At 58.6% G+C, this 16,428-nt stretch carries 15 protein-coding genes and 1 riboswitch; of the genes, 8 read left to right on the top strand and 7 right to left on the bottom strand.

Annotation, left to right across the window (positions count from 1 at the left end):
* Positions 1-108 precede the first annotated feature (108 nt).
* Complete coding sequence (locus ACR0NF_RS06705) at positions 109-939, top strand: hypothetical protein (RefSeq protein WP_480471162.1); 831 nt, start codon at positions 109-111, stop codon at positions 937-939.
* Entirely contained in the window at positions 936-1,958 is a 1,023-nt protein-coding gene (locus tag ACR0NF_RS06700; protein ID WP_480777975.1) for an endonuclease/exonuclease/phosphatase family protein, read from the top strand. Before ACR0NF_RS06705 ends, ACR0NF_RS06700 begins: the two co-directional genes overlap by 4 nt.
* A 70-nt stretch (positions 1,959-2,028) precedes the next feature.
* Here ACR0NF_RS06700 and ACR0NF_RS06695 read toward each other — a convergent pair whose 3' ends face one another.
* A complete protein-coding gene (locus ACR0NF_RS06695; RefSeq protein ID WP_480777974.1) occupies positions 2,029-2,934 on the bottom strand; it encodes a Rossmann-fold NAD(P)-binding domain-containing protein in 906 nt (301 codons plus the stop codon).
* An 83-nt stretch (positions 2,935-3,017) separates the two neighbouring features.
* Here ACR0NF_RS06695 and ACR0NF_RS06690 point away from each other — a divergent pair, with 83 nt between their 5' ends.
* Positions 3,018-3,911, top strand: coding sequence for a LysR family transcriptional regulator (locus tag ACR0NF_RS06690; protein WP_480471165.1), 894 nt, complete (start codon positions 3,018-3,020; stop codon positions 3,909-3,911).
* Between the two features lie 6 nt (positions 3,912-3,917).
* On the opposite strand, the gene ACR0NF_RS06685 is transcribed toward ACR0NF_RS06690, so the two are convergent.
* The gene (locus ACR0NF_RS06685) at positions 3,918-4,445 is read right to left on the bottom strand and encodes a redoxin domain-containing protein (RefSeq protein ID WP_480471166.1); all 528 of its coding nucleotides are present in this window, start codon (positions 4,443-4,445) and stop codon (positions 3,918-3,920) included.
* A gap of 91 nt (positions 4,446-4,536) precedes the next feature.
* Between ACR0NF_RS06685 and leuB the strand changes: the two genes are divergently transcribed.
* Positions 4,537-5,640 (top strand): 3-isopropylmalate dehydrogenase, encoded by a 1,104-nt coding sequence (gene leuB / locus ACR0NF_RS06680; RefSeq protein ID WP_480471167.1) that lies wholly within the window; start codon positions 4,537-4,539, stop codon positions 5,638-5,640.
* A gap of 46 nt (positions 5,641-5,686) precedes the next feature.
* Here the strand turns inward: leuB and ACR0NF_RS06675 are convergent, their stop codons facing one another.
* Positions 5,687-7,870 (bottom strand): transglycosylase domain-containing protein, encoded by a 2,184-nt coding sequence (locus ACR0NF_RS06675; protein ID WP_480777973.1) that lies wholly within the window; start codon positions 7,868-7,870, stop codon positions 5,687-5,689.
* A 258-nt stretch (positions 7,871-8,128) separates the two neighbouring features.
* Here ACR0NF_RS06675 and ACR0NF_RS06670 point away from each other — a divergent pair, with 258 nt between their 5' ends.
* Together ACR0NF_RS06670 and ACR0NF_RS06665 are read left to right on the top strand one after the other, a co-directional pair.
* Positions 8,129-8,467: a P-II family nitrogen regulator gene (locus tag ACR0NF_RS06670; RefSeq protein ID WP_170675441.1), complete on the top strand. Its 339-nt coding sequence runs from the start codon at positions 8,129-8,131 to the stop codon at positions 8,465-8,467.
* Positions 8,468-8,500: 33 nt separating this feature from the next.
* A complete protein-coding gene (locus ACR0NF_RS06665) occupies positions 8,501-9,823 on the top strand; it encodes an ammonium transporter (RefSeq protein WP_480667166.1) in 1,323 nt (440 codons plus the stop codon).
* A gap of 559 nt (positions 9,824-10,382) precedes the next feature.
* On the opposite strand, the gene ACR0NF_RS06660 is transcribed toward ACR0NF_RS06665, so the two are convergent.
* Together ACR0NF_RS06660 and sseA are read right to left on the bottom strand one after the other, a co-directional pair.
* Complete coding sequence (locus ACR0NF_RS06660; protein WP_480777972.1) at positions 10,383-11,567, bottom strand: amino acid aminotransferase; 1,185 nt, start codon at positions 11,565-11,567, stop codon at positions 10,383-10,385.
* Positions 11,567-12,421 (bottom strand): 3-mercaptopyruvate sulfurtransferase, encoded by an 855-nt coding sequence (gene sseA, locus ACR0NF_RS06655; protein WP_480667164.1) that lies wholly within the window; start codon positions 12,419-12,421, stop codon positions 11,567-11,569. The genes ACR0NF_RS06660 and sseA overlap by 1 nt, the downstream gene beginning before the upstream one ends.
* 141 nt (positions 12,422-12,562) lie before the next feature.
* Positions 12,563-12,774, top strand: a riboswitch (cobalamin riboswitch).
* Between the two features lie 55 nt (positions 12,775-12,829).
* Here sseA and ACR0NF_RS06650 point away from each other — a divergent pair.
* A complete protein-coding gene (locus ACR0NF_RS06650) occupies positions 12,830-13,507 on the top strand; it encodes an energy-coupling factor ABC transporter permease (RefSeq protein WP_480471173.1) in 678 nt (225 codons plus the stop codon).
* 17 nt (positions 13,508-13,524) lie between these two features.
* Here ACR0NF_RS06650 and ACR0NF_RS06645 read toward each other — a convergent pair whose 3' ends face one another.
* Entirely contained in the window at positions 13,525-13,794 is a 270-nt protein-coding gene (locus ACR0NF_RS06645) for a CBU_0592 family membrane protein (RefSeq protein ID WP_480471174.1), read from the bottom strand.
* Positions 13,791-14,354 (bottom strand): helix-turn-helix domain-containing protein, encoded by a 564-nt coding sequence (locus tag ACR0NF_RS06640; protein ID WP_480471175.1) that lies wholly within the window; start codon positions 14,352-14,354, stop codon positions 13,791-13,793. The genes ACR0NF_RS06645 and ACR0NF_RS06640 overlap by 4 nt, the downstream gene beginning before the upstream one ends.
* 107 nt (positions 14,355-14,461) lie before the next feature.
* On the opposite strand from ACR0NF_RS06640, the gene ilvD reads away from it, so the two are divergent.
* A complete protein-coding gene (ilvD, locus tag ACR0NF_RS06635; protein WP_480471176.1) occupies positions 14,462-16,294 on the top strand; it encodes a dihydroxy-acid dehydratase in 1,833 nt (610 codons plus the stop codon).
* Positions 16,295-16,428: the final 134 nt, after the last annotated feature.

Here is a 16,428-nt window from a genome sequence, read left to right as displayed (position 1 = left end):
AATCTTGGCGATACTGAGGTAACCGTCACTAAACGAACGGTCCGCACAAGTTGGAAGTGAAGTCGACATAGAATCGGCCACTCCGGTTTGGAAAAAAGGGTTCGGATTTTGATTGCACGCACAACAGGAGCGGCGATACGTGGAATATTGGTGGCGCTTATGGTGCTCACTCCCGCGTTGTACCTGCCAGCTTCGACGTCTAATGGGACAGAGATCGTTGTTTTTCTCGCCATCCTGGCGTTCCTGTTGACGTTCTCCGAATATAACTCCGCCTTTCCCAGCTTTATCGAATTTCGTGATGCCGCACCGGTGAACCGTCTGCGTTTTGTCGGGCTTGTATCGATGGTCATCTTCCTGACGATGATCTGCAAAAACGTTTATGCGCCGACGCATATGACCAGCCTGTTCTATGCGACCGGGCTGGCGGTTTCGAATGTGGCAGATTTCCCTTATTCGCCCGTGCGTCTGGTTGTACTGATGCTGCCTGACAACGCCAGCCAACCTTTGATTGAACTGGTACGCATCTCAGCAAGCATCGCTTATGTCGCCGCGTTGGCCACGATTGGTAGCTTTGCCTACGCGGTCAAGCTGCGGGGCTGGCCCATGGGCAACGGAGCCTTCAATGTCTGGACCAATCTGCCCTTGTTCGACCCCACTAAGGGTGGTGATGTGGTGACCCGGCTGCAACGGGATGGCCGTTTGAACATCGCCATCGGGGTGCTGCTGCCATTCCTGATTCCAGCCGTGGTGAAACTGATGGCTGCCTTTGCGGCTCCAATTGCCCTCAGCAATCCTCAAACCCTGATCTGGACATTGTGCGCCTGGGCTTTCCTGCCTGCCAGCATGATCATGCGGGGCATGGCGACCTTGCGCATCGCGGGACTGATTGTCGAAAAACGCCGCGCCTACTCAACCTCCGAGGCCACTCAGATCGCATGATCCGAGCCCTTATCGTACTGCTGCTGCCTCTTTCGGCGCAGGCAGACATATTGCGAGTCGCTACTTATAACACCGAACTCAGCCGCGAGGGGCCGGGGCTCTTGCTGCGGGATATCAGACGGGGCGATCCACAAGTGAGTGCGGTGATCGAAGTGCTGACGGAGACACGTCCCGACATCGTGGCACTGCAGGGGATCGACTGGGATCTGGACGGGTTGACCCTGACCGCCCTTCAGACGAAGCTGGACGAAGCGGGTCTGACTTATCCTCACAGCTTTTCGGCACAACCCAATTCAGGGCTCGAAACCCCAATAGATCTGGACGGAGACGGCAAAACCGGCGGGCCGGGCGATGCTCAGGGCTGGGGCCGGTTCACAGGGCAAGGCGGTTTGGCCGTACTATCGCGATATCCCATCGCGGAAGATCAGGTGCAGGTCTACTCCACGATGCTATGGCAGGATCTTCCGGGTGCTACGCTGCCCGTCGCTAAGGATGCCCCATTTCCGTCGCCCCAAGCGCAAGCCATTCAACGGCTCTCTTCAACGGCCCATTGGGTCATTCCGATCGATGCGCCCGGGGGTCGCCTTGAGCTGATGACCTTCCATGCCAGCCCACCGGTGTTTGACGGGCCAGAGGACCGCAACGGTCTGCGAAACAGAGATGAGATAAGGTTCTGGTCAGTGCTCATGGAAAAAGAGGTTGGCCCTGCTCCATCAAGCCGGTTCATAATAGCGGGGGATGCAAATCTCGACCCGGATCGCGGTGAAGGTCGCAAGGACGCCATCCGGGACCTGCTTGCCCACCCTTTGCTGCAGGACCCTAAGCCCACGAATGCGGAAGGTTCCACCGCGACGGTTCTCTGGAAGGGCGTGGGCGAGATGCGGGTCGATTATGTCCTGCCCTCGGCCGATTGGCAGATACAGGATGCAGGTGCGTATTGGCCACCTCAACCGGATCGTGACAACGCCGAGACTGCCAGCCGTCATCGACTGGTCTGGGTCGATCTGCTCGATCAGTGATCGGTGATGCTAACGCGCTTGGGATACCTCCCATGAAGCGACGTTCAGCATAAGAGAACAGTAATGCGCGTTATGACCAAAGAGGGGCACCGCCCGATTGTCCGCGCGGTTGTACGGCAAAACCCGGAACTGCAGCTGTCAACGCTGCAGAAAGATCAGTCTGCACAAAATCAGGCAGCAGCGCTTCAAACCGCGCACCATCCAAACGATGCGGCGTGTCCCACAGGTACCGCATTTCAAGCAGATGAGGCGCCATACGCCAGAACGGACGGGCCAATTGCAACGGCCACCAAGCCATCTTCCGCAGTTCAACCTCGCGCTCAATCACCCGCGACAACGCCCGCGCAAGGTCGTTGCCGGATAGCGTATAACCTGCAAACGGAATATCGTTGTATCGTGGCAGGTCGGCGCGCATCTCGGCCAAGCGGACAGCGGCACGGGTCAGATCAGGCAGATATGCCCAGGCATGCGGGATGTCGGGATTACCCGGATAGACGAAGCGACCACGACGCAGATGCTTGATCAGCACCTGATCAAACCAGTTCCCCGATGCAGCGGTATCGATGAAGTCTCCGGCCCGCAGCAAAATGGTCTGCACGGATGAATCGCAATAGGCAGCCTCCATCTCAATGCGAATACGACCGAGCGGATTGGTGGCCAAATGTGGCGTCTCGGACGACCAAGGGGCACGAGCGTCCGCGCCAAAGACATAGACATTGCCGGGCAAGAAAACGGTGGCCCCGCTGCTTTCAGCAGCCGCGATCACTCTGCGATGCAACCTCGGCACATCACGCGCCCAGTCCGGATAGGGCGGGTTCCACGCATTCACAATGACATCCACATCGCAGGCCGCAGCTTTCAGATCATCCGAGGCACGGTTGAAACGGCGCACGGACCAGCCCGCATGAGAAAACGCTGCAGCTGCGTTGCGGCCAAAACGTCCTGAGGCACCAAGAATAAGTGCTGTTTGTTGCATGTATTCCTCCTGATGCTCTCAATTTACTCATTCGCATGCATTGATGAATTGCCAATAATCGCAGATCATGTATTCGTTTTTGAATGGCAAACCCTCTGCAGCTTTCCGACTGGTCTCTGATCCAAAGCTTTCTGGCCGTGGCTGAAACCGGCTCGCTTTCAGCTGCTGCGCGGCGGTTGGGGCGCAGTCAACCGACACTGGGGCGGCAAGTGCATGCCCTTGAGGAAGAACTGGGCGTGCCCCTGTTCGACCGACATGCGCGCGGCCTGACACTCAGCGAAGTTGGGCAACAGGTGTTGCCGATGGCTCAGCAGATGCACGGCGCGGTTAACGCGCTTGGGCTGACGGCGGCGGGGCAGGCGCAACAGCTTGAGGGTTCGGTCCGGATCACCGCCTCGGTCTTTGTCTCGCACCACCTGCTGCCTCCCATCCTGGCCGCGATCCGCCAGGAGGAGCCGGCCATACAGCTTGATCTGGTCGCCTCGGATGCCAGCGAGAACCTATTGTATCGAGAGGCCGACATCGCCGTGCGCATGTATCGCCCCGAGCAGGTCGACATCGTGGCCAAACATATCGGAGAGCTTCCGCTCTGCTTTTGTGCTGCGCGATCCTATCTGGAACGCGCCGGGCGTCCAACGACCCCCGAGGAATTGATGCAGCATGATCTGGTAGGGTTCGACGCTAATCAGGACATCATCACCGCCATGCGCAACAAAGGCTGGCCTGCCAGCCGTGACAGCTTTGCCACCCGCTGCGACAACCAGACCGCCTATTGGGAGCTGATCCGCGCAGGCTGCGGTGTCGGCTTCAGCCAACTCAGCATCGCACAGGCGGATCCGGCGGTTGAGGTGCTGGATATCGAAGCCGAGATACCCGTTCTGCCGGTCTGGCTGGCCGCCCCGCAAGCCATGCGTCAGACCCCACGCATCCGCAGGGTCTGGAATCTGCTGGCTGAGGGGTTGAAGGCCAGATTGTGATGCCTCCTACAGCGCGCCAGTATAGGTGCCGCGCGCTGGATAGTCATTGGCGAGGGTGAATTTCAACCCTCCGACAATATCCGACATCGGAGGCCGGGCGAATGGCGTCGTCTGCTGCCAGACGTAGTACAGGGTTTGATCCGGTTTGATATAGAAATGCCCCGGCTCAGCAAACAGCGCAGGCTCAGCGCTGCCTTCGCGTGCGACCGAGATATTCAGCCCCCAGGTGTCACGCGCATCGACCATCGACAAACCATACCCCACGCGCAGTTTTGAGACCCCGGCTTTCTCGACCGTTTCAGCCGCGCGTTCGCCTGTATCCGTGGTGATCATGATCACCTCGATACCCAGTTCGGCGAAGTCATCCAGCGCTGCTTCGACCTCGCCCATCTGGCGAATACAGATCGGGCAATGCAGACCGCGATACTGAATCACCAGCGTCCCGTTTTCACCTGTGTCACGCTCAAGATCAAAGGTGCCGTGGCTCACGGTTTCGATTTTCAGCGATGGGGCGGGTTTTCCGGGTGTCAGCATGTCTGTTCCTCGTGTTTTGGCGGGTTCGTCTCATTGACCCGATGCGCCGCAAACGCTAGGGCCTGTGCAACGAAACGCAAGGAGATCCTTCATGTCCAACCCCTCGCTCCTCATCCTGCCCGGAGACGGAATTGGCCCCGAAGTCATGGCCGAAGTGCGCAAAGTCATCGATTGGTTCGGCACCAATCGCGGCCTTCACTTTGACGTGAGCGAGGACCTTGTGGGCGGCGCGGCCTATGACGCGCACGGCAAGCCTTTGTCGGATGAGACCATGGCAAAAGCGCAAGAGGTTGACGCGGTGCTGCTGGGTGCCGTGGGTGGCCCGAAATACGACGACCTGGACTTCTCGGTTAAGCCCGAGCGCGGCCTGCTGCGCCTGCGCAAGGAAATGGATCTATTCTCGAACCTGCGCCCGGCACAGTGTTTTGACGCGCTGGCCGATTTCTCGTCGCTGAAGAAGGACATCGTGGCCGGTCTGGATATCATGATCGTGCGCGAGCTGACCTCGGGTGTGTATTTCGGCGAACCGCGCGGCATTTTTGAGGAAGGCAATGAGCGTGTGGGCATCAACACCCAACGCTACACCGAATCCGAAATCGAACGCGCCGCGCGCTCGGCCTTTGAACTGGCAATGCGTCGGAACAAAAAGCTGTGCTCGATGGAAAAGGCCAACGTCATGGAATCGGGCATCCTGTGGCGCGAAGTCGTGAACCGCGTGGCCGAGGAATATCCCGAAGTCGAAGTGACCCACATGTACGCGGATAACGGTGCCATGCAATTGGTGCGGGCACCGAAGCAATTCGATGTCATCGTCACCGACAACCTGTTTGGCGATCTGCTGTCCGACTGCGCCGCGATGCTGACCGGCTCACTGGGTATGCTGCCATCTGCATCGCTCGGTGCTCCGATGGCGAATGGTCGCCCCAAGGCGATGTACGAGCCGGTCCACGGTTCAGCGCCGGATATCGCGGGTGAAGGCAAAGCCAACCCGATCGCCTGTATCCTGAGCTTTGCCATGGCGCTGCGCTACAGCTTTGACCAGGGTGCCGAGGCGGATCGTCTGGAAGCCGCCATCGAGAAGGTTCTGGCCGATGGTGTCCGCACTGCAGATCTGCTGGCCGAGGAAGGCGTTCAGCCAGTTTCGACCTCGGAAATGGGCGACGCGATTGTCGCTGCGCTGGACGCGAGCGCCTGAAACGTCAAAGGCGGTGTCATATGCACCGCCTTTTTTCTTTGCTTCGTCAGTTTCCGAAAATGTTATTCAGCAGGTTGTTGATCGCATTTTCAAAACCATTGTTCTTGCGGCGCTGCTGTCTGGGTTGTGCCGTACGCACGGGCGGATCAGGCGCCAGCATCGGCAATGGTGTGGGCGTCATCCCTTCGGTGACGCGGGCCATGGTCTCTTTCCAGATCTCTGCAGGTAACCCACCGCCTGTGACACCCGCCAAGGGCGTGTTGTCATCATATCCCATCCAAACACCCGCCACATAGTCGGCAGTGAAGCCGATAAACCACGCATCCCTGGCGGCCTGCGTTGTGCCGGTCTTGCCCGCCACCTGCCAGCCGGGCAGTTTCGCACGCCCTCCAGTGCCTTCCGAAACGACGCGCTCCATCATCCAGGTCAGTTGTTTCGCAGCCTTGTCATTGATCACGCGCTCACCGATCCCGGTGGTCGTTACCATCACCGGTTCGGTTTCGCCTAACAACTTCAGCTCGGTCAGGCCATACGGCTCGACCGACGAACCGCCATTCAGGATACCCGCATAAGCGCCCGTCATCTCGATCAACGTGCTTTCTGATGCGCCCAGCGCCAGCGCCGGACCCTGCGCCAGATCGCTCGTGATGCCAAAACCGCTGGCCACGGTTCGGACATTTTCCAGCCCCGATATCTCGGCCACCTTAACGGCGGGGATGTTCAGCGAGTTCTTCAGGGCATCTGCCAACGTCACCCGGCCATAGAACTTGTTGGTGTAGTTCTTGGGGCACCACTGACCCGACCCGGGGATGTCGACGCAATAGGGCTCGTCCATCACCGTATCCAACGGCGAATAACCCAGTTCCAGCGCGGTGGCGTAAACGAAGGGCTTAAACGACGACCCGGTCTGTCGCAGCGCTTGCGTAGCCCGATTGAACGCCCCTGACACGCGGGTCTTGCGCCCGCCCACCATGGCACGCACCGCACCATCCGCCGACATCACGACAATGGCGGCCTGTGCCTTTGATCCTTCGCGCACCTTCTCCTGAAAGATGAATTGCAACGCCTCTTCCGCCGACTGCTGAATGCGTTGATCCAACGTGGTACGGATCACAACATCTTCGGTGGTGTTGCGGGTAAAGAATTCTGGTCCGCTTGCCATGACCCAATCCGCAAAATACCCACCGGCACGCGCTGCCGCCGCCTCGGACAGTTCTGCCGGACGGCTGCGGGCCTCGCTAGCCTGCGCCTGGCTCAGATAGCCCTGATCTTCCATCAGACCGACCACCAACCGCGCCCGATCCTGTGAACGCTGCAGGTTATTCGTCGGCGCATAGCGCGTGGGTGCCACCAACAAACCAGCCAGCATGGCGGCCTCTGCCGGGCTGACCTCGGCTGCGGAGATACCGAAATAGCGCTGACTGGCCGCTTCGAATCCGCGTGCGCCCGCCCCAAGGAATGCGCGATTCAGATAGATGGTCAGAATTTCGTCTTTAGAGTATTTCACCTCCATCGCGATGGCATAAACGGCCTCTTTCGCCTTGCGCCACAGCGACCCCTGCCGACAATCCGACTCATAGGCCGCCTCAGACTCCCAATCAGCTGGATTGTATGGAACGCCCAGACACAGCAACTTCGCCGTCTGCTGCGTGATGGTCGAGCCGCCATGGCCCGATAACGGCCCGCGCCCTTCGCTGAGGTTGATCCGCACCGCACTGGCGACACCACGCGGACTGACGCCGAAATGGCGATAGAACCGCTTGTCCTCGGTCGCGATCACCGCGTTCTTGAGATGAGGCGAGACCGTATCCGCCGTGATTACTCCGCCGAACTGATCCCCGCGCCAGGCAAACACCTTGCCATCGCGGTCCAGCAACGTCACCGAACCCTTTGCGCGCCCGTCCAGCAGGGCATCGACGTCGGGCAAAGAAGAGTAGACGACGCCGACCGCCAGCGCCAGCAGCAGGCCCGCGACGGCACCCACCCGCCACGTGATTCCCCAGAACAGGCGCCAAATCCAACGGAACAGACGGCGGAAGATACCGCCCCCCTTGCCGCCCGAACTGCGGCGCGGTTTCCGGCGCGCCGTCTTGCGTGTGGCGGTTTTGCGCGCAGCCGCTTTCTTGCCCGCCGGTTTGGCAGACCGCTTGGTTGCCGCAGGCTTGCGACCCTTCGAGGGGTATCTTTTGTCCGCGACCAATGTCGGCTTGCGGCGCTTGGACTCAGTCATGCTCAAACTCTGCCCGTTTATGCTTTTGCGTCACCATACCTTGGCAAAGCAGCCATGTAGAGGTGTGAATTTCCGGCATTTCCCCTCGCTAAACTGCCTATTTTTTCATCTCGTCACGCAGTTTGTGCAAAAATTGTGCAACTTTTCGCTCTTTTTCCCAGCGTCACCCCTCTGGAATCGTTTCCTAACGCGCGATGTCACGCTCTTTTTCTGCAGGTGCAAAATACCGGTCTGTCCGGGACGATAGAGGGGAAAGACGTGAAACTGATCATTGCGACAATCAAGCCGTTCAAGCTCGAGGAGGTGCGCGAGGCACTGACCAACGCGGGCGTGCGCGGCATGATGGTGACCGAGATCAAGGGCTTTGGCTCGCAATCCGGCCATACGGAAATTTATCGGGGCGCGGAATATGCTGTGAACTTCGTGCCCAAAATCAAACTCGAGATCGTGGTGCCCGCCACCATGGCCGACCAGATCGTCGAGACCATCACCACAACAGCCAAAACCGGCAAGATCGGTGACGGCAAGATATTCGTCCTCGATGTCGAGCAGGCCCTGCGCGTGCGGACCGGGGAAACCAACGAGGACGCGCTTTAAGCGCCCCGCTTCCAAAACATTCGAGGACTGACAATGAACCTGATGAAATTCATCATTCCTGCCGCCGCACTTGTTGTGCTGCCGCAGATGGGGCTGGCGCAAGAGGCTGCCGAAGGCGAGGCTGCGCTGCATACCCAATATATCTTCACCACACTGCTGTTCCTGATGGCGGGCTTTCTGGTCTTCTTCATGGCCGCTGGCTTTGCCATGCTGGAAGGCGGTCTGGTGCGTTCGAAAAACGTCGCCATGCAGATGATCAAGAACGTTGCGCTGTTTTCCTTTGCAGCGATCATGTACTGGCTGATCGGCTTTAACCTGATGTATCCCGGCGACGGCTGGACCATCGCTGGCTGGCTGGGGCCCTTCTTCTCGACCACGCAGCTTGACGCCGTTGGCGTTGCGCCCGCTGATGCAGCGCTCGACTACGCATCGATTGGCTCGGATTTCTTCTTCCAGTTGGTGTTTGTGGCTGCAACCGCCTCGATCGTCTCAGGTGCGGTGGCAGAGCGGATCAAGCTGTGGCCCTTCCTGATCTTCGTCATCGTTCTGACTGGTGTTCTGTACCCGATCTCAGGGTCCTGGCAGTGGGGTGGCGGCTGGCTGTCCGAAGCCGGTTTCTCGGACTTTGCCGGCTCGACCGTTGTACACTCGGTTGGTGGCTGGGCCGCTCTGGCAGGCGCCATCATCCTTGGCCCGCGTATCGGCAAGTATAAAGATGGCAAGGTACATCCGATGCCCGGTTCAAACCTGGCGCTGGCCACTTTGGGTACATTCATCCTGTGGCTGGGCTGGTTCGGCTTCAACGGAGGCTCACAGCTGGCAATGGGTACTGTTGGGGACGTGTCCGACGTGTCGCGCATCTTTGCCAACACCAACATGGCCGCAGCCTCTGGCGCCGTCGCCGCTTTGATCATGACACAGGTCATGTACAAAAAGCCCGACCTCACCATGGTTCTGAACGGCGCGCTGGCCGGTCTGGTCTCGATCACGGCGGAGCCGCTGGCCCCGACCCTGTTCGGTTCGCTCTGGATCGGTGCCGTCGGCGGTATCATCGTGGTCTTCGCAGTTCCGATGCTGGACAAGTTCAAGATCGACGATGTCGTGGGTGCCATCCCGGTTCACTTGTTCGCCGGTATCTGGGGCACCATTGCCGTGATCTTCTACGGTGAAGCAAGCCTGATCACTCAGCTGACCGGCATTGTCGCCTACGGTGTGTTCACCTTTGTCAGCGCGCTGATCCTGTGGGTGATCCTGAAATCCACTCTTGGCATCCGCGTCAGCGAAGAGGACGAGATCAACGGCCTCGACATGGCGGAACTGGGTATGGAAGCCTATCCGGAGTTTTCGAAGGGCTAAACTTCCCCATCAAAGCACAATCAAAACCGGGCGTCCGCGCCCGGTTTTTTTATTTATCCCCGAGAATTGTATTTCGTCGAAGTGCCGCTTTTCAAAATGGTGCCCCTATGAAACCGTCTGGGGGGAACAATTGAATGGCGACAGCAATGCACTCTTCTCGCAATCCTCGAATTAATTTACCCCGGCTACGCGACATAGGATGGTCACTTTGGGATCCTATTGGGTTACTAGCCCCCGGAGATTGCTGGCAAGATGAGCAATCCGAACCCTTCGCGGATGAGTACGATACGTATCTTATGTCAGTAGCTGGCCAACTGCGCAACGGTAGCACCCAAACTGATGTTGCCAACTATTTGATATACATTGAGGTTGAGCATATGGGCCTTTCCTATATGCCAGGAGTTGAGCAACGTGCAAAGGCAGTTGTCTCCGCCATCGCTGGTAACAAAGAAATATGGTCATAGCCGAGCGGGTAAGATGACTTTGAGAAAACCCAATACAAATCTCACTGAACGCTGCGCTAGTTTGCGCAGCGTTCAGCAAACCATTTTCGTTGGAATCAGACCCCGACGTCTACAATCGCCTGCGCCAGAATTGGCACGGTGGTCGCGTTCAGACCGGCGATGTTCAGGCGGCTGTCGCCAACCATGTAGATCCCGTGATCGTTGCGCAGTTGCTCGACCAGTTCAGGTGCCGCACCAAGGCGCGAGAACATGCCGCGGTGCTGTGCGACAAAACCGAAACGATCCGACCCGCTGAGACGTTGCAATTCGTCAGCCAGTTGCTGACGCAGACCCAGCATGGACAAGCGGACCTCTTCCAGCTCGGCGGCCCAGTCGGCGCGCAGCGCGTCATCATTCAGGATCGTCGTTACCACGCGCGCACCATGATCTGGCGGAAACGAGTAGTTCTGACGGTTCAGGAAAGCCAGTGTCGATTGGTTCAGAGCCGTTTGCGCCGCATCGTCGCTGATCGCCATCAGCAGACCGGTCCGTTCGCGGTAGACGCCGAAGTTCTTCGAGCAGGACGCCGCGATCAGGCAACGCTTGACCGATGAGGCAACCAGACGGGTCGCCTGCGCATCCTCTTCAAGGCCGTCGCCGAAGCCCTGATAGGCGATATCGATCATCGCTACGAGGCCTCGCTCGTTGATCAGGTTCACGACCTCCTGCCACTGCACCATGTTCAGGTTGGCTCCGGTCGGGTTGTGACAGCAGCCGTGCAGCAGAACCACATCGCCCGCATTGGCGGTTTTCAGGTCCTCGATCATGCCGTCGAAATCGACGCCGCGGGTTTCACCGTCGAAATAACGATACTGGACCGTCTCGATTCCCAGATAATTCAGGATCGACAGATGGTTCGGCCAAGTCGGGTTAGACACAAAAACACGGGCCGACGGATTGGCCATGCGGATCATCTCAAACGCCTGACGGCAAGCACCGGTGCCGCCCGGCGTCGCCACGGCGGCGATGTTGGCGCGCGGGACCGATGTACCCAAAATCAGACCGATCATGGCATCGGCATAGGCTGGGTCACCGGCCAAACCGGTATAGGCCTTGGTCTCCTGCTCTTCCAGAATGCGCTTTTCAGCCGCTTTCACGGCGCGCATGACCGGGGTGATGCCCTCAGCGTTTTTATAAACGCCAACCCCCAGGTCAATTTTCTGATCGCGCGGGTCATCGCGATATATCTGCATCAGCGCCAGAATCTTGTCGGCTGGCTGTGGCTTGAGGTTCTCGAACATCAGTTCTCTCCGGTTGCGACGGGCAGGGTTGGGAAGGCACCCCATTCAGCCCAGGAGCCGTCATAAAGCGAATGATCTTTTTTACCCATGCGCTCAAGCGCAAGGCTGAGGATCGCAGCCGTGACGCCCGAGCCGCAGGATGTGATTGCGGGTTTCGACAGATCTACGCCTGCGGCCTCGAATATGGCGCGGCACTCTTCGGGCGACTTCATGGTGCCATTTGCATTCAGCAGCGTACCAAAGGGCACATTGTGAGAGCCCGGAATATGACCCGAGCGCAAACCTTCGCGTGGTTCTGGCGCTGTTCCGGCAAAGCGGTCAGTTGAGCGCGCATCGATGATCTCATGATCGTTCAGCTTGGCCGCAGCTGAAACCTGCGTCACGTCACGCACCAGATGGTTTTGTACGCGAACGGTCATATGGCGATCGCGAACGACGGGCGGCAGGTCCTCGATCTCGCGACCTTCGGCCTGCCATTTCGGCAGCCCCCCATCCAGAACGGCAATATTGTCCTGACCCATCAAACGGAACAGCCACCAGACGCGTGCGGCAGACATCAGCCCAGCCCCGTCATAGACCACGACCTGATGGCCGTCGCCCACCCCCATCGCCCGCAGGCGGGACATGAATTTCTCGACCGGAGGTGCCATATGCGGCAGGTCCGAACGGTGATCGGCAATGTCATCAATGTCAAAGAACCGCGCACCGGGGATATGGCCTGCATCATACTCGGCCTTCGCATCGCGGTTCTGCGCGGGCAGATACCAGGACCCGTCCAAAATCCGCAGATCCGGGTCCTTGAGATGCGCGGCCAGCCAGTCTGTGGATACGAGAGTTTTCGGATCGTCCTGCATCAAAGCCTCCCCTGAGCGAGCTTGGATTTTCCCTATATGGGCACGGCCAAACGTTCAAGTCACGCCGCAGCTCAGAACCCGCGCGGGGAACGTTTTTTTCCAACCACATGCTTGGCGTGCTTGACAGGCAGCATTCTGTGGCAGAAATCTGTGCGACATGGTTCCCAATGGGGTTTCCCCAGAGGGATGAAAAGGGAATCCGGTGCGACAAATCCTGTCAATTCCGGAACTGCCCCCGCAACTGTAAGCGGAGTATCGCCCCATCAGGGCCACTGACCGAAATGATCGGTTGGGAAGGCCGGGATCGATCCTAATCCGCGAGTCAGGAGACCTGCCATGCACAAACCGGGCATCCGCCCAATTTCAACACGTTTCTACCGTCGGGTGTGACGGTAAGGAGAACAAACTATGCATATCGAACCGGGCGTCGTTAACGGCGCCAAACTTGTCCTGAGCTATGCCACCGCGGCCGGGGCAGGGCTTTATAGTCTGAAGCTGGCGTGGGAGAGCGTCAAAAACAGTGGTGTTGCAAGCCTTGCAGTGCGGTCTGCCCTGACAACCGGCCTTGTTTTCACATTCTTTGAAGTTCTGCCTCATTTCCCGGTGGGAGTGTCAGAGGTGCACTTTATTCTGGGCTCGACACTGTTTCTTTTGTTCGGTGCCGCCCCGGCTGCGATTGGTCTGATCCTGGGCCTCTTTGTTCAAGGGTTTTTCTTGGCACCCTTCGATCTGCCCCAGTTCGGAATGAACATGACGACGTTGCTGGTGCCTCTGTTTGCCCTGCAGGCGTTGGCAAACCGCGTCATTGCGCCGAATACGGCCTATGTTGACCTCAAGTATTCTCAGGCACTTGCGCTGTCGACCGCCTATCAGGGTGGTGTCGTACTATGGGTGGCCTTCTGGGCGTTCTACGGTCAGGGTTTCGGTGCCGAAAACATCGCCGCCGTGGCCAGCTTTGGCGGAGCTTACATGATGGTTATCCTGATTGAGCCCCTGGCCGATCTTGCCGTTCTTGCGGCTGCGAAATCCATGAAGGGTCTGAACAAGCTCGGCCTGTTCACGCCACGTCTTCTCAGCGCAGCCTAAACATCCCGCGCCGCGCACTACTTTGCGCGGCGCAACCTGAAATGCTGAATGATCCCGATCATGCTGATCAGAATCCAGAACCCCTCGATCAGCATCGACGCCAGATTGAAATTCTCGAGCAGCGAATAGACGATCAGAACCGACCCCAAGAGGTTCACCACCGGAAACGCGAGATCGTCAGAGTTCATCATCCGCATCTGTGTCGCAAAATAGGCCGCGACCACGATCAAAGCCCCAAACGAGCCAATAGCGTCGACGATGGTGAGGCTGTCGAGAACTGCAGTCATGAATGGGCCTTGCCGTTTTCAGAATACTCGTTGTGCTGGGCGTAGTGGTGCATGTTCAGGAATGCGGCACCCTCTGCACCCGCGCGGTATCCATGGGGGATATCAGCGGCAAAGCGCAAGCCCTGTCCGGCCTGCAAAGATACCCATTCCCGATCGCGTAGAATCTCGAGCGTACCTGAAAGAACAAACACCTCCTCGGTCACACCAGCGGCATGGGCGGGGGATTCGTGGCTTTGGTTCGGATGCAAGCTGACGTGAAATGTCTCGGCCCCTAGGGCGGGGTCGAAGGGAAAGACGATCTTGACCTCTATGGTCCCGGGGAAGGTCACGGTCTGGAAAACAGACGGGTCGCCCAGCGCCGTATCGATCAGCGCGCTGAGTGGTAGCTGGAAGCCTTTGGCGATTTTCCACAAGGTCGCGATGGTGGGGCTGGATTCGCCGCGCTCTATCTGGCCCAGCATGGCTTTGCTGACCCCGGTCATTTCAGCCACCTTCGACAGGCTCAGCCCGGACGCCGTCCGCACGTCCCGTAATTTCAGCGTTATGTCGTCCGGTGCCATATCATCAACTTCCGAATCCTCTTGTACGTTATAGCGCACATGTGATACGTGCGCTATAACGTACGAACCCCAAGACATGCAACCCGAGGCAAAAGGGAAACAGCATCATGCCATTGTACCGATCCAGAACCTCTACCCATGGCCGCAACATGGCCGGTGCCCGCGGTTTGTGGCGCGCCACCGGTATGGGCGACGATGATTTCGGCAAACCGATCATCGCTATCGTAAACTCGTTCACCCAGTTTGTGCCCGGTCACGTCCACTTGAAGGACCTCGGCCAGATGGTCGCGCGCGAGGTCGAGGCAGCCGGCGGTGTCGCGAAAGAGTTCAACACCATCGCGGTCGATGATGGCATCGCCATGGGCCATGACGGGATGCTGTATTCGCTGCCCTCGCGTGAGGTGATCGCGGATTCGGTGGAATACATGGTCAACGCGCATTGCGCCGACGCGATGGTCTGTATCTCGAACTGCGACAAGATCACCCCCGGCATGTTGATGGCGGCCATGCGCCTGAACATCCCGGCCATCTTCGTCTCGGGTGGTCCGATGGAAGCGGGCAAGATCGATATCGCCGATCTGGACGCCAAGAAAATCGACCTTGTGGATGCGATGGTAGCCGCTGCTGACGACCGCTTCACCGACGAACAGGTTCAGCATATCGAGGAAAACGCCTGCCCCACCTGCGGCTCGTGTTCGGGCATGTTCACTGCCAACTCGATGAACTGTCTGGCCGAGGCGCTGGGTCTGGCACTGCCGGGCAACGGCTCGACCCTTGCCACACACGCGGACCGCAAAGAGCTGTTCCTTGAGGCCGGTCGCCGGATCGTCGAGATCACCAAGCGGCACTATGATCTGGACGAAAAAGGCTTCCTGCCACGCGAGATCGCTACGTTCGAGGCCTTTGAGAACGCCATGAGCCTCGACATCGCTATGGGCGGTTCGACCAACACGGTACTGCACTTGCTGGCCATTGCGCATGAGGGCGAGGTGCATTTCACCATGTCCGATATGGACCACCTCAGCCGCGAAGTGCCTTGTTTGTGTAAGGTCGCACCCAATACCGAGAATGTGCATATGGAAGACGTGCACCGCGCCGGTGGCATCTTCTCAATCCTTGGCGAACTGAGCCGTGCGGGATTGCTGCACGAAGATTGCGCAACCGTTCATTCGGCTACGATGGGCGAAGCGATTGCCAATTGGGACATCAAGATCGCCAACAATCCCAAAGCGCAGGAACTGTTCAAGGCTGCACCAGGCGGAGTGCGCACCACTCAGGCCTTCAGCCAGTCGAACCGGTACAAGGAGCTGGATACCGACCGCCAAGGCGGCGTGATCCGCTCGAAAGAATATGCCTTTAGCCAGGATGGCGGTCTTGCGGTACTGTTCGGAAACATTGCCCGCGACGGCTGCATTGTGAAAACTGCAGGTGTTGACGAGAACATCCTGAAATTCACCGGCTCAGCCTATGTCTGCGAAAGCCAGGACCAGGCGGTGAACGACATCCTGACCGGAAAGGTCAAAGAAGGCGACGTGGTCGTGATCCGCTACGAAGGCCCGCGCGGCGGGCCGGGCATGCAAGAGATGCTCTACCCGACCTCATACCTGAAATCCAAAGGTCTGGGCAAAGCCTGCGCTTTGCTGACCGATGGCCGCTTCTCGGGCGGCACCTCGGGTCTATCAATCGGCCATGTCTCGCCCGAGGCGGCAGAGGGTGGTGAAATCGGGCTGGTGCAAACCGGCGACACCATCGAAATCGACATCCCGAACCGCAGCATCCATCTTGCGGTGTCCGATGAAGATCTGGCCGCCCGGCGCGAAGAACAGGATGAAAAAGGCTGGCATCCCGCAGCACCGCGCAAACGCAAGGTGTCTACGGCGCTGAAGGCCTATGCCAAGCTAACCACCAGCGCGGCGAAAGGTGCTGTTCGCCAGGTCTAGGGTCTACGAAGATGGGCGCGCTCCCGCGCCCGCTACGTGCTATCGGCAAAGCCGATACCCCTTGCGGATGTGTGTGTGTGTGTGTGTGTGTGTGTGTGTGTGTGTGTGTGTGTGTGTGTGTGTGTGTGTGAGTG

The organism is Ruegeria sp. CF4, assembly GCF_056537345.1.
This window is presented reverse-complemented; position numbering and strand designations above follow the sequence as displayed.

Bases quoted from the DNA above. Each gene is read 5' to 3' on its own strand.
- ACR0NF_RS06695 (WP_480777974.1), bottom strand. From the start codon at position 2,934: ATGCAACAAACAGCACTTATTCTTGGTGCCTCAGGACGTTTTGGCCGC.
- ACR0NF_RS06665 (WP_480667166.1), top strand. From the start codon at position 8,501: ATGAACCTGATGAAATTCATCATTCCTGCCGCCGCACTTGTTGTGCTG.
- leuB (WP_480471167.1), top strand. From the start codon at position 4,537: ATGTCCAACCCCTCGCTCCTCATCCTGCCCGGAGACGGAATTGGCCCC.
- ACR0NF_RS06700 (WP_480777975.1), top strand. From the start codon at position 936: ATGATCCGAGCCCTTATCGTACTGCTGCTGCCTCTTTCGGCGCAGGCA.
- ACR0NF_RS06645 (WP_480471174.1), bottom strand. From the start codon at position 13,794: ATGACTGCAGTTCTCGACAGCCTCACCATCGTCGACGCTATTGGCTCG.
- ACR0NF_RS06650 (WP_480471173.1), top strand. From the start codon at position 12,830: ATGCATATCGAACCGGGCGTCGTTAACGGCGCCAAACTTGTCCTGAGC.
- ACR0NF_RS06675 (WP_480777973.1), bottom strand. From the start codon at position 7,870: ATGACTGAGTCCAAGCGCCGCAAGCCGACATTGGTCGCGGACAAAAGA.
- ACR0NF_RS06660 (WP_480777972.1), bottom strand. From the start codon at position 11,567: ATGTTCGAGAACCTCAAGCCACAGCCAGCCGACAAGATTCTGGCGCTG.
- ACR0NF_RS06685 (WP_480471166.1), bottom strand. From the start codon at position 4,445: ATGCTGACACCCGGAAAACCCGCCCCATCGCTGAAAATCGAAACCGTG.
- ilvD (WP_480471176.1), top strand. From the start codon at position 14,462: ATGCCATTGTACCGATCCAGAACCTCTACCCATGGCCGCAACATGGCC.
- ACR0NF_RS06640 (WP_480471175.1), bottom strand. From the start codon at position 14,354: ATGGCACCGGACGACATAACGCTGAAATTACGGGACGTGCGGACGGCG.
- sseA (WP_480667164.1), bottom strand. From the start codon at position 12,421: ATGCAGGACGATCCGAAAACTCTCGTATCCACAGACTGGCTGGCCGCG.
- ACR0NF_RS06690 (WP_480471165.1), top strand. From the start codon at position 3,018: ATGGCAAACCCTCTGCAGCTTTCCGACTGGTCTCTGATCCAAAGCTTT.